The organism is Pseudomonas sp. FW305-7 (assembly GCF_058786735.1).
In genome coordinates this window covers 79023-91112 of record NZ_JBYSZA010000002.1, presented here as the reverse complement: position 1 = coordinate 91112, position 12090 = coordinate 79023, and the positions used below count along the sequence as shown (strand labels likewise).

Annotated in this window: 8 protein-coding genes; 6 read left to right on the top strand and 2 right to left on the bottom strand. The window is 57.9% G+C overall.

What is annotated here, in order from left to right; translation table 11 throughout:
• Nucleotides 1-167 precede the first annotated feature (167 nt).
• The 5 genes from dnaA (at nucleotide 168) to AC3WMT_RS03460 (ending at nucleotide 8633) form a co-directional block, all read left to right on the top strand.
• Nucleotides 168-1691, top strand: coding sequence for a chromosomal replication initiator protein DnaA (dnaA, locus tag AC3WMT_RS03480; RefSeq protein ID WP_103302870.1), 1524 nt, complete (start codon nucleotides 168-170; stop codon nucleotides 1689-1691).
• A gap of 39 nt (nucleotides 1692-1730) precedes the next feature.
• Complete coding sequence (gene dnaN / locus AC3WMT_RS03475) at nucleotides 1731-2834, top strand: DNA polymerase III subunit beta (protein WP_007911887.1); 1104 nt, start codon at nucleotides 1731-1733, stop codon at nucleotides 2832-2834.
• Nucleotides 2835-2848: 14 nt separating this feature from the next.
• Nucleotides 2849-3952, top strand: a complete 1104-nt coding sequence (gene recF, locus AC3WMT_RS03470) for a DNA replication/repair protein RecF (protein WP_007911886.1) — start codon at nucleotides 2849-2851, stop codon at nucleotides 3950-3952.
• A gap of 5 nt (nucleotides 3953-3957) precedes the next feature.
• A complete protein-coding gene (gene gyrB, locus AC3WMT_RS03465; RefSeq protein ID WP_103302957.1) occupies nucleotides 3958-6375 on the top strand; it encodes a DNA topoisomerase (ATP-hydrolyzing) subunit B in 2418 nt (805 codons plus the stop codon).
• 146 nt (nucleotides 6376-6521) lie between these two features.
• Nucleotides 6522-8633 (top strand): DUF6311 domain-containing protein, encoded by a 2112-nt coding sequence (locus AC3WMT_RS03460; protein ID WP_103302871.1) that lies wholly within the window; start codon nucleotides 6522-6524, stop codon nucleotides 8631-8633.
• A gap of 60 nt (nucleotides 8634-8693) precedes the next feature.
• Here the strand turns inward: AC3WMT_RS03460 and AC3WMT_RS03455 are convergent, their stop codons facing one another.
• Nucleotides 8694-9413: a response regulator transcription factor gene (locus tag AC3WMT_RS03455; RefSeq protein ID WP_103302872.1), complete on the bottom strand. Its 720-nt coding sequence runs from the start codon at nucleotides 9411-9413 to the stop codon at nucleotides 8694-8696.
• A 167-nt stretch (nucleotides 9414-9580) separates the two neighbouring features.
• Here AC3WMT_RS03455 and AC3WMT_RS03450 point away from each other — a divergent pair, with 167 nt between their 5' ends.
• Nucleotides 9581-11113: a sensor histidine kinase gene (locus AC3WMT_RS03450; protein ID WP_103302873.1), complete on the top strand. Its 1533-nt coding sequence runs from the start codon at nucleotides 9581-9583 to the stop codon at nucleotides 11111-11113.
• A 168-nt stretch (nucleotides 11114-11281) separates the two neighbouring features.
• Here the strand turns inward: AC3WMT_RS03450 and AC3WMT_RS03445 are convergent, their stop codons facing one another.
• Nucleotides 11282-12061, bottom strand: a complete 780-nt coding sequence (locus AC3WMT_RS03445; protein WP_103302874.1) for a lysophospholipid acyltransferase family protein — start codon at nucleotides 12059-12061, stop codon at nucleotides 11282-11284.
• Nucleotides 12062-12090: the final 29 nt, after the last annotated feature.

Genomic DNA, 12090 nt, shown 5'->3' with positions numbered 1-12090 from the left:
AGGCGGTTATCCACAGAGCTTATTCACACACCGTTGGTCGCCTTTTTCCCGGTTAACGCATTGATAAATCATGGTGACCGCACAACCTGCATGTGGATAAGTGGGCGGCTCGCCGCTACAATGGCCGCTTGTTTTTGCCTCACCGGCTTTCAACTTAGGGGATATCCGTGTCAGTGGAACTTTGGCAGCAGTGCGTGGAGCTTTTGCGCGAGGAGCTGCCTGCCCAACAATTCAACACCTGGATCCGTCCACTACAGGTCGAAGCCGAAGGCGACGAGTTGCGCGTCTACGCACCGAACCGTTTTGTGCTGGACTGGGTCAACGAAAAGTACCTGGGCCGTGTCCTTGAACTGCTGGATGAGCACGGCAACGGCATGGCGCCGGCGCTTTCCTTATTAATAGGCAGCAAACGCAGTTCGGCTCCGCGTGCTGCACCGAACGCGCCGCTGGCTGCTGCGCAGGTGTCCCAGGCCCAGGCAAATGCCGCGCCTGTGAGTACGCCATCCGTTCAGTCGCCAGCACCGGCGGCCAAGCGCTCGACGCAGAAAAGCCCCGAAATCAGCGATGAACCGTCTCGCGACAGTTTCGACCCGATGTCCGGTGCCGCTTCGCAACAGGCACCGGTTCGCGCCGAACAGCGCACTGTTCAGGTTGAAGGCGCGCTCAAGCACACCAGTTACCTGAACCGCACCTTTACCTTTGAAAACTTCGTCGAAGGTAAATCCAACCAGCTCGCCCGCGCGGCGGCCTGGCAAGTGGCGGATAATCCCAAGCACGGCTACAACCCCCTCTTCCTTTATGGCGGCGTCGGCCTGGGTAAAACCCACTTGATGCACGCGGTGGGTAACCATCTATTAAAGAAGAACCCGAATGCCAAGGTCGTGTACCTGCATTCCGAGCGTTTCGTGGCCGACATGGTCAAGGCGCTGCAACTGAACGCGATCAATGAGTTCAAGCGTTTCTACCGTTCGGTGGATGCATTGCTCATCGACGATATTCAGTTCTTCGCCCGCAAGGAGCGTTCGCAGGAGGAGTTTTTCCACACCTTCAACGCCCTGCTTGAAGGTGGTCAGCAGGTCATTCTCACCAGTGACCGCTACCCGAAAGAAATTGAAGGCCTGGAAGAACGCCTCAAATCGCGTTTTGGCTGGGGTCTGACGGTTGCCGTCGAACCGCCGGAACTGGAAACCCGTGTCGCGATTCTGATGAAGAAGGCCGATCAGGCCAAAGTCGAGTTGCCACACGACGCCGCATTCTTCATTGCCCAGCGAATTCGCTCCAATGTCCGTGAGCTGGAAGGTGCGCTGAAACGCGTGATCGCCCACTCGCACTTCATGGGTCGCGACATCACCATCGAGTTGATTCGCGAATCCCTGAAAGACTTGTTGGCATTGCAGGACAAACTGGTCTCTGTGGATAACATTCAGCGAACCGTCGCCGAGTACTACAAGATCAAGATCTCGGACCTGTTGTCCAAGCGCCGTTCGCGCTCGGTGGCGCGTCCGCGTCAAGTGGCCATGGCCTTGTCCAAGGAACTGACCAACCACAGCCTGCCGGAAATCGGCGATGTATTTGGCGGTCGCGACCACACGACGGTTTTGCACGCCTGCCGCAAGATCAACGAACTTAAGGAATCCGACGCGGACATCCGCGAGGACTACAAGAACCTGCTGCGTACACTGACCACTTGATGAACACCAGCGCAGCTTATTAAGGCAAGGGACTAGACCATGCATTTCACCATTCAACGCGAAGCCCTGTTGAAACCCCTGCAACTGGTCGCAGGCGTCGTCGAGCGCCGACAGACCTTGCCGGTACTCTCCAACGTGCTGTTGGTTGTCGAAGGCCAGCAATTGTCGCTGACCGGTACCGACCTGGAAGTCGAGCTGGTCGGTCGTGTGCAACTCGAAGAGCCGGCTGAAACAGGCTCCATCACCGTGCCTGCGCGCAAGCTGATGGACATCTGCAAAAGCCTGCCCAACGATGCGCTGATCGATATCAAGGTCGACGAGCAGAAGCTGGTCGTGAAGGCCGGTCGTAGCCGTTTCACCCTGTCCACTCTGCCGGCCAACGACTTCCCGACTGTCGAAGAAGGTCCGGGTTCGCTGACTTGCAGCCTGGAACAAAGCAAACTGCGTCGCCTGATCGAACGCACCAGCTTCGCCATGGCCCAGCAGGACGTGCGTTATTACCTCAACGGTATGCTGCTGGAAGTTTCCGAAGGCATTATCCGCGCTGTGGCTACCGACGGGCACCGTCTGGCCATGTGCTCGATGAAAGCCGATATCGGTCAGCCGGATCGTCACCAGGTCATTGTGCCGCGCAAAGGTATTCTCGAACTGGCGCGTCTGCTCACCGAGCCAGACGGTAACGTCAGCATCGTTCTGGGCCAGCACCACATCCGCGCCACCACCGGCGAATTCACCTTCACCTCGAAACTTGTCGACGGCAAGTTCCCGGATTACGAGCGCGTTCTGCCGAAGGGTGGCGACAAGCTGGTGTTGGGCGATCGTCAGGCACTGCGTGAAGCTTTCAGCCGTACCGCGATTCTGTCCAACGAGAAGTACCGTGGTATTCGTCTGCAACTGGCGAGCGGTCAGTTGAAGATCCAGGCCAATAACCCGGAGCAGGAAGAAGCGGAAGAGGAAGTGGGCGTTGAATACAACGGCGGCTCCCTGGAAATCGGCTTCAACGTGAGCTACTTGCTCGACGTGCTGGGCGTGATGACCACCGAGCAGGTTCGCCTGATCCTGTCCGACTCCAACAGCAGTGCGCTGGTGCAAGAGTCCGACAATGACGACTCGGCTTACGTTGTCATGCCGATGCGTCTGTAATCAGCTGACCCTGGATGTCCTTAAGTCGTGTTTCGGTCACCGCGGTGCGCAATCTGCACCCGGTGACCTTCTCCCCCTCCCCCCGCATCAACATCCTTTACGGCGCCAACGGCAGCGGCAAAACCAGTGTTCTGGAAGCCATTCATCTGCTGGGGCTTGCCCGTTCGTTTCGTAGCACGCGCCTGTTGCCGGTCATCCAGTACGAGCAACTCGCCTGTACCGTGTTCGGTCAGGTCGAATTGGCCGAGGGTGGCCACAGTGCATTGGGGATATCACGTGACCGTCAGGGCGAGTTTCAGATCCGCATCGACGGCCAGAATGCCCGCAGTGCTGCGCAGTTGGCGGAGATCCTGCCGCTGCAGTTGATAAACCCCGACAGCTTCCGCCTGCTGGAAGGTGCGCCGAAGATTCGCCGGCAGTTTCTCGATTGGGGCGTGTTCCACGTCGAACCGCGTTTTATGGCGACCTGGCAGCGTTTGCAGAAGGCCTTGCGCCAGAGAAACTCCTGGCTGCGGCATGGTACACTTGACGCCGTTTCGCAAGCGGTTTGGGACAGGGAACTGTGCCAGGCCAGCGCTGAAATCGATGAATACCGCCGCGCTTATATCAAAGCCTTGAAACCAGTCTTTGAACAAACCTTGAGCGAACTGGTTGAGCTTGAAGGTTTGACGCTCAGCTATTACCGAGGCTGGGACAAAGACCGGGAATTGAGCGCCGTATTGGCCGGATCCCTGCAACGGGATCAGCAAATGGGTCATACCCAGGCCGGACCGCAACGGGCTGATTTGCGTCTTAGATTGGGCGCACACAACGCCGCGGACATCTTGTCCCGGGGTCAGCAGAAGTTGGTGGTCTGTGCATTGCGGATTGCCCAGGGGCATCTGGTCAGCCAGGCCCGACGCGGTCAGTGTATTTATCTGGTGGATGACTTGCCGTCCGAACTGGACGAGAGCCACCGTCGCGCGCTGTGCCGCTTGCTGGAAGACTTACGCTGCCAGGTGTTCATCACCTGTGTAGATCACGAATTATTGAGGGAAGGCTGGCAGACGGAAACGCCAGTCGCTCTGTTCCACGTGGAACAGGGCCGTATCACCCAGACCCACGACCATCGGGAGTGAAGGCATTGAGCGAAGAAAATACGTACGACTCAACGAGCATTAAAGTGCTGAAAGGCCTGGATGCCGTACGCAAACGTCCCGGTATGTACATTGGTGACACCGACGATGGCAGCGGTCTGCACCACATGGTGTTCGAGGTGGTCGACAACTCGATCGACGAAGCCCTCGCCGGCCATTGCGACGACATCAGCATCATCATCCACCCGGATGAGTCCATCACCGTTAAAGACAACGGTCGTGGCATCCCGGTAGACGTGCACAAAGAGGAAGGCGTTTCCGCCGCCGAGGTCATCATGACCGTCCTCCACGCTGGCGGTAAGTTCGACGACAACTCCTACAAAGTATCCGGCGGTCTGCACGGTGTAGGTGTGTCGGTAGTGAACGCACTGTCTGAAGAACTGGTTCTGACCGTTCGCCGCAGCGGCAAGATCTGGGAACAGACCTACGTCCACGGCGTACCTCAGGCACCGATGGCGATCGTTGGCGACAGCGAAACCACCGGCACTCAGATTCACTTCAAGGCTTCCAGCGAAACCTTCAAGAACATTCACTTCAGCTGGGACATCCTCGCCAAGCGCATTCGTGAACTGTCCTTCCTCAACTCCGGTGTTGGCATCGTCCTCAAGGATGAGCGCAGCGGCAAGGAAGAACTGTTCAAGTACGAAGGCGGCCTGCGGGCGTTCGTTGAATACCTGAATACCAACAAGACTCCGGTCAACCAGGTGTTCCACTTCAACATCCAGCGTGAAGACGGCATCGGCGTGGAAATCGCCCTGCAGTGGAACGACAGCTTCAACGAGAACCTGTTGTGTTTCACCAACAACATTCCGCAGCGCGACGGCGGTACTCACCTGGTGGGCTTCCGTTCGGCACTGACGCGTAACCTGAACAACTACATCGAGCAGGAAGGTCTGGCGAAGAAGCACAAAGTCGCCACCACCGGTGACGATGCCCGTGAAGGCCTGACCGCGATCATCTCGGTGAAAGTGCCGGATCCGAAGTTCAGCTCGCAGACCAAAGACAAGCTGGTGTCTTCCGAAGTGAAGACCGCGGTCGAGCAGGAGATGGGCAAGTACTTCTCCGACTTCCTTCTGGAAAACCCGAACGAAGCCAAACTGGTCGTCGGCAAGATGATCGACGCGGCCCGTGCCCGTGAAGCGGCGCGCAAGGCCCGTGAGATGACCCGCCGTAAAGGCGCGCTGGACATCGCCGGCCTGCCGGGCAAGCTCGCTGACTGCCAGGAAAAAGATCCTGCGCTGTCCGAACTGTACCTCGTGGAAGGTGACTCCGCGGGCGGCTCTGCCAAGCAGGGACGTAACCGCAAGACTCAGGCGATCCTGCCGCTGAAAGGCAAGATCCTCAACGTCGAGAAAGCACGCTTCGACAAGATGATCTCGTCCCAGGAAGTGGGCACGCTGATCACTGCACTGGGCTGCGGCATTGGTCGCGAAGAGTACAACATCGACAAGCTGCGTTATCACAACATCATCATCATGACCGATGCTGACGTCGACGGTTCGCACATCCGTACCCTGCTGCTGACCTTCTTCTTCCGTCAGTTGCCGGAGCTGATCGAGCGCGGCTACATCTACATCGCCCAGCCGCCGTTGTACAAGGTCAAGAAAGGCAAGCAAGAGCAATACATCAAAGACGACGACGCCATGGAAGAGTACATGACGCAGTCGGCCCTGGAAGATGCGAGCCTGCACCTGAACGAAGAGGCCCCGGGCATTTCCGGTGAAGCGCTGGAACGTTTGGTGAACGACTTCCGCATGGTGATGAAGACCCTCAAGCGTCTGTCGCGCCTGTACCCGCAGGAACTGACCGAACACTTCATTTATCTGCCGGCCGTGAGCCTGGAAATGCTTGGCGACCACGCCAAGATGCAGGACTGGCTGGCCCAGTACGAAGTCCGCCTGCGCACCAACGAGAAGTCCGGCCTGGTCTACAAAGCCAGCCTGCGTGAAGATCGTGAACGTGGCGTGTGGCTGCCAGAGGTCGAACTGATCTCCCACGGCCTGTCGAACTACGTCACGTTTAACCGCGACTTCTTCGGCAGCAACGACTACAAAACCGTCGTCACCCTCGGCGCTCAACTGAGCACCCTGCTCGACGAAGGCGCGTACATCCAGCGTGGCGAGCGCAAGAAAGCGGTCACCGAGTTCAAGGAAGCTTTGGACTGGCTGATGGCCGAAAGCACCAAGCGTCACACCATCCAGCGATACAAAGGTCTGGGCGAAATGAACCCGGATCAGCTGTGGGAAACCACCATGGACCCAAGCGTGCGCCGCATGCTGAAAGTCACCATCGAAGACGCCATTGGCGCAGACCAGATCTTCAACACCCTGATGGGTGATGCGGTCGAACCTCGCCGTGACTTCATCGAGAGCAATGCCCTGGCGGTGTCCAATCTGGATTTCTGATCCGGTACACCCGTGACGGTTCGGCCACCCCAAAGGGTTGGCCGGCCAAGCCAGAAGAAGGCCCGCGCAAGCGGGCTTTTTTTTGCGTACGATGCAGCCTCGATTCCAGCCTCTGATGTTGGCGCATGACGAATGGACGTGTATCGATGAAGGATCTGCTTAAACGCTTGCCGGTTAATCTCTTGCCTTTGCTGATGGGCGTTCTGGCATTTTTTATCGTCGTGGGGCCAAGGGCGCTAAACCCGGAAAACATTGCCTGGCTGGGCCACAGTGATCCGGCGACGCATTACCTGGGGTGGGCGTTTTTCAGGCATGCACCCTGGTCGATTCCGCTGGGGCTCAATCCTTCCTATGGATTGGAGCTGGGCAGCGCGATCATCTTCTCGGATTCCAATCCGCTGTTTGCCTTTATCTTCAAACCGTTCGCTTCGCTGCTTCCCGAGCCGTTCCAGTACTTCGGGCTTTGGTTGCTGACGTGTTTTGTGCTGCAGAGCTGGTTTGCCTGGAAACTGATGGGGCTGGCCACAAGCAATGTGACAGTGCGTCTGTTGGGCGCGGCATTGTTTCTCTTCAACCCGGCGATGATTGCGCGCATGGGTGTCCATTTATCCCTTTCCGGACATTTCCTGATCCTCGCCGCGTTATACCTGACGCTACGCCGTGGAAATGACAAGCGCGTTCTGGCCTGGGGAGCCCTGCTGGCTGCATCGGCTCTGGTCCATGCTTATCTGCTGGTCATGATTGCGTTGATCTGGTTCGCCGATCTTCTGTACCGAACCCTCAAAAACCAACTGAGATCGGGCAAGGCAGTTGCCGAGTTGTTCGGCCTCTTGTTGTTGACGGGATTGTGCTGCTGGCAGGCGGGCTACTTCACGATCAAGGGAGCTGGTCTGGCCTCCGTCGGGTTTGGGCTGTTCCGGGCGAATGCGTTGACCTTCTTCAACCCTGGCGGGTGGTCGTATGTTCTGAGGGATTTCCCCGGAGTGCCCGGCGATGGAGATGGCATGGCCTTCCCGGGGCTAGGGGTGATGTTGCTCCTCGTTTGCGCGTTGCAGCTCATGTTGTCCGGCAAGAACAACGGAGTGATGGCCGCCATACACAAGCGCTGGATATTGATGTTCGCGCTGTTCGGGCTGATGATTTTTGCGCTCTCCAACAAGGTTGGGATCGCGTCATACGAATTCGACTATTGGTTGCCGGACGCCTTCATTGAAATGGCAGGTATCTTCCGCGCATCGGGTCGGATGATCTGGCCGGTCATGTACGTGGCGATTTTCGCGGTGGTTTTCTTGGTGGCCCGAGGAACCAGACCGCATGCGGCGATCGTATTGTTGGCGCTGGCGGTGGTCGCTCAAGTGGCCGATACCCGTGCAGGCTGGGCAAACACGCGCAGCCATCTGATGATGGCTTCGCCGAGCAAGGAATGGAAAACCCCGTTAGTCGATCCTTTCTGGCGTAGCGCGGCTTCGCATTATCAGAACGTGCGATGGATGAGTCCGCAAAACTTTTCCGTCCATTGGATGACACTGGCCGACTATGCAGGCAAATATCATCTGGCAACGGATGCCGTTTATCTGGGACGGGTCAGCGCGGTGGCGCAGGAAGCTGCTCAGCGTGCCGCAGAAAGGACCGTCGAGTCCGGAAAGTATGATGCCGACACCCTGTATGTACTGGACCAGCGGTCGGCGCTGCAAGCAACGGTCAAGCTGGATCGCACTGTCGATATCCTGGCCAGAATTGACGATTTTTATGTCTTGGCACCGGGTTGGAAGCGTTGTGCCGACTGTCCCGCCATCAAGGCAGTGCAACCTCAAGAGCTGATCCCGACTTTCCAGCCGGGTGAAAAAATTCAGTTCACCGACAGCAGTTCGGGGGCCGCCGGTCTGGGTACAGGCTGGTGGGTTTCTGATGCCTGGGGTACCGGGTCTGTGGGTTCAGATGCGGAAATCATTCTGAGACCCGCCGGTCGTGTGACCTCGCTGTCGCTGGAAGCCAACGCCTTCCTGGCGGAATCACATCCGCGCCAGGTGGTGGATATCCGCATCAATGATGTTGCGGTGCTCTCCACCAGCCTGACCCAAGCCAGCGCGAACAAGATCGATGTCGTGCTACCGCCGCAGGTGCAGCAGCTCGTTGCGCAGCAAGGTGTCTTGCGCATCCAGTTTCATTTTCCATTGGCGATCAGCCCACACGAACTGGGGATGAGTGTGGATGAACGAAAGCTGGCGATCGGGTTGCTCGGGTTGACGTTTCATTGATCAGTTAAAAGAGATCGCAGCGCCTGCATTGATCTCGTGCAGGCTGCGATCTTTTGATCTTCATTCTTGTGCAGTCGCCACACTCTCCAACCGATACCCGTACCCATAAATTGTCAGCAACTGCCATCCGCGATCGGCCGTCAGCCCCAGCTTGTTACGCAGCCGGTAGATATGCGTATCCAGTGGCCGTGACGAGGCCATCTCTTCATGGGGCCAGAAGCGCTCATACAAGTAATCCCGTGATAACGGTCGGCCAAGATTGCTGAACAGGCAGCGCGCCAGTCGATACTCACGCTCGGTCATCACGATGGGTTTGCCCTCGCGGGTAACCGTCAGTTCGGCATCGTCGAACGTCAAATCATTGAAGCTCAGCACCTCGGTCGCGGCGCTGCGTGACAGATTGTGCCGACGCAATACGGCGGCGACTCGCGCTTTCAGCTCATTGGGCCGGAACGGTTTGCTCACGTAGTCGTCGGCGCCGGCATTCAGCGCCTGGACGATATCGCTTTCGCCATCGCGGCTGGTGAGCATGATCGCTGCGGGAGGCGCTTCCATGTGTTCGCGGGTCCAGCGCAGCAACGCCAGACCGGTGAGATCAGGCAATTGCCAGTCGAGGATCAGCAGGTCGAAGGTTTCCCGGCGCAGTTGTCGCAGCAGGTCTTCACCGCGCTCGAAGCTGTGCAGCGACCATGGCTGTTCGGAGGCTTCGACCATTTGCTGCAGAGTCTGCTCGACCCGGCGCAGTTCGGCGGGTTCGTCGTCCAGTATCGCAACGCGCATACGCGGTGGTTCCTTGTTGCTGGGGCATCTGGCCGTAAACCTTAGTCGCTCGGGCCTAGCCATGAAAGTAAGCGGCCCGCCGTTGGTCGACGTCCGCTATGATTCTTCGGGTCATGTCTCAGACCAGTGACCCATGAAACCATTCACATTGCCCTGCCCTTTTTCCCATGAATGACCGCAGACGGCACGAAAGCCGCGAACCGAGCCAGGTGCAGCGACTGTTCCGCCAGTTGGTGCGCGAGTGGTTGTGGATAAGTCTAGTGCTGTTACCGCTGACTGCGCTGTTGTCGTACCGGGCGCAGGTCAATCTGCATGACGCGTCACCGGGGTTGGGCGCCGTGCTTTCCGTGGGTTTGGTGACGTGCGTTCTCGGGCTATTGTTATGGCGCCCGCGTCTGGCACTTTGGGTGACGCTGATCGGTATGGCTTGTGTGTTATTGACCAGCGCAGGGTTGGCGGAGATGCGGTGGTGGTGGTCACCGACGCCAGCCGTGCTGGGCATGCTGTTCGGCTACCTGATCTGGAACTGGCGACGTCTCAGCGTGGTGCTGACCTACTTTGGCTGGGAGTTGGCACGGCTGGACAATGAACCGAAAGTCTTCCCGGAACGCCGTCGCGCGCAGTTCACGGGCGCTGATCGCCTGCAGGGACAGATCATGGCGCTTGAACAAGCGATGAGCCGCACCCGTGATACGCGGCGTTTTATCGCTGACGGTCTGGAATACCTGCCGGTCGCCACGCTGATCAGCGACCCCAAAGGGCAGATTCTGTTAGGCAATCGCAAGGCGCGAAACCTGTTTGATAACCCTCTGGTGGGCGACGATGTGCTCGATCAGTTGGCGCAACTCGGCTACCCCGAATTGTCCACTGCCGCCCGCCCGTCGTTATCCGCCCTGCCCCTGCTGGAGTTCCGCGATCACAAGGAACGCAGCCTGCGCCTGGAGCGCGCGGCGTTGTTGCCGGTGGACGGCGATACGCCCATCGGCTGGTTGCTGAGTCTGACCGACCTCAGTGCCGAGCGTGCGGCCGAAGAGCAACGCAGCGTTTTGCTGCGCTTTCTTTCCCATGATCTGCGCGCCCCCCATTCGGCCATCCTCGCGTTGCTCGATGTCCATCGCCATCAGGCTGGCGCGGATGCGCCGCTGTTCGAACAGATCGAACGCCAGGTGCGCCGCGCACTGTCGCTGACCGATGGCTTCGTATTGCTGGCGCGGGCGGAGTCCGAGACTTACCAGTTTCAGCCAAGCCTGTTTGCGATGCTGGTACTCGATGTGCTGGATCAGGCGTTGCCGATTGCCCAACAGAAAAGCATCGAACTGCTGCACGACATGGATGAACCTTCTCAAGAGCGCCTCGTGCTGGCTGATCAAGGACTGCTGACCCGGGCGCTGTTCAATCTGCTGGAAAACGCGATCAAGTACAGCGGACCTCACACCACGATTCACCTGCAGGTCCGCTGCGATGGCAACGTGTTGCGCGTTGAACTGAGTGATCAGGGCAAAGGCATTGCCGCCGAAGAGCTGCCCGATCTGTTTATTCAATACCGGCGGTTTTCCTCAGCCCAAGGCATCGATGGCGTCGGCTTGGGCCTGTCGATGGTCAAGGCTGTGGTCGATCACCATGGCGGCCGGATCGAGTGCCGCAGCGTGGTCGATCAAGGCACAACGTTCGTGCTTGAGCTGCCGTTAATTGCCGAGTAAGCAGGCACAAAAAAACCGGCTATATCAGCCGGTTTTTTTACTTCCGAAAAAAACTTATGCACCTTTTACGGTGTTTTATGAGCTTGAGAAATATATAAGTAAATCAATCACTTAATTTCAATATTCAAGCCTTTTCAACAAAACCGTACACAGGTTATCCACAAAATCTCAGACAGTGATCTGATCATTTGCGGCCGGTGCCTGCGGGGCTGGTGGCAGCGAACCCATTTCGCGCTGAGTCTTCTCGTTCCAGGCCTGCACCCGATCATTCAGCTCGGCAATAGCGCGAGGCCCAGTGCCTTCGGCATACATTGGTTCACCGATGACCACAGTGATCACACCTGACTTCTTGCCCCAGCCGATTTTCGGCCAGAACTTGCCGGCATTGTGTGCAATTGGCAGTACCGGAAGCGCCGCATTCACCGCCAATGCGCTGCCACTGCGGGAAAACTTGCCGACCGTGCCATAAGGGACGCGAGTGCCTTCCGGGAAGATCAGTACCCAAACGTTGTCCTTGAGCAGCTCATCACCCTTGGCCGCGACCTGTTTCAGCGCAGCTTTCGGGTTATCGCGGTCAATGGCAATCGGCCGCAGCATGGCCATGGCCCAGCCGAAGAACGGCACATAGAGCAATTCGCGCTTGAGCACCTGGCTCAACGGCGAGAAATAAGCGGAGAGAAAAAATGTCTCCCAAGTGCTCTGGTGGTTCGACTGAATCACGCAGGGCCGGTCAGGCACGTTTTGCGCGCCTTTGATTTCGTAACGGATACCCAGAAACACCTTGGTCAACCACAAGGCGCAACGGCACCAGTACACGTTGATAAAACGATATCGCGCCTTGAACGGCAGAAAGGGCGCGATGAAAAAGCTCAGGCTGCACCACAGCAAGGACGTGGTGCCCAGCAGCAGGTAAAAAAGGAAAATTCTGAAGGCCCGCAGTATCGACATGGCGACGTTTACCGTTACGGGGCAATGCC

Excerpts from the sequence above, each read along its gene's own strand:
- dnaN (WP_007911887.1), top strand. The coding sequence starts at position 1,731 with ATGCATTTCACCATTCAACGCGAAGCCCTGTTGAAACCCCTGCAACTG.
- recF (WP_007911886.1), top strand. The coding sequence starts at position 2,849 with ATGTCCTTAAGTCGTGTTTCGGTCACCGCGGTGCGCAATCTGCACCCG.
- AC3WMT_RS03460 (WP_103302871.1), top strand. The coding sequence starts at position 6,522 with ATGAAGGATCTGCTTAAACGCTTGCCGGTTAATCTCTTGCCTTTGCTG.
- AC3WMT_RS03455 (WP_103302872.1), bottom strand. The coding sequence starts at position 9,413 with ATGCGCGTTGCGATACTGGACGACGAACCCGCCGAACTGCGCCGGGTC.
- AC3WMT_RS03450 (WP_103302873.1), top strand. The coding sequence starts at position 9,581 with ATGAATGACCGCAGACGGCACGAAAGCCGCGAACCGAGCCAGGTGCAG.
- AC3WMT_RS03445 (WP_103302874.1), bottom strand. The coding sequence starts at position 12,061 with ATGTCGATACTGCGGGCCTTCAGAATTTTCCTTTTTTACCTGCTGCTG.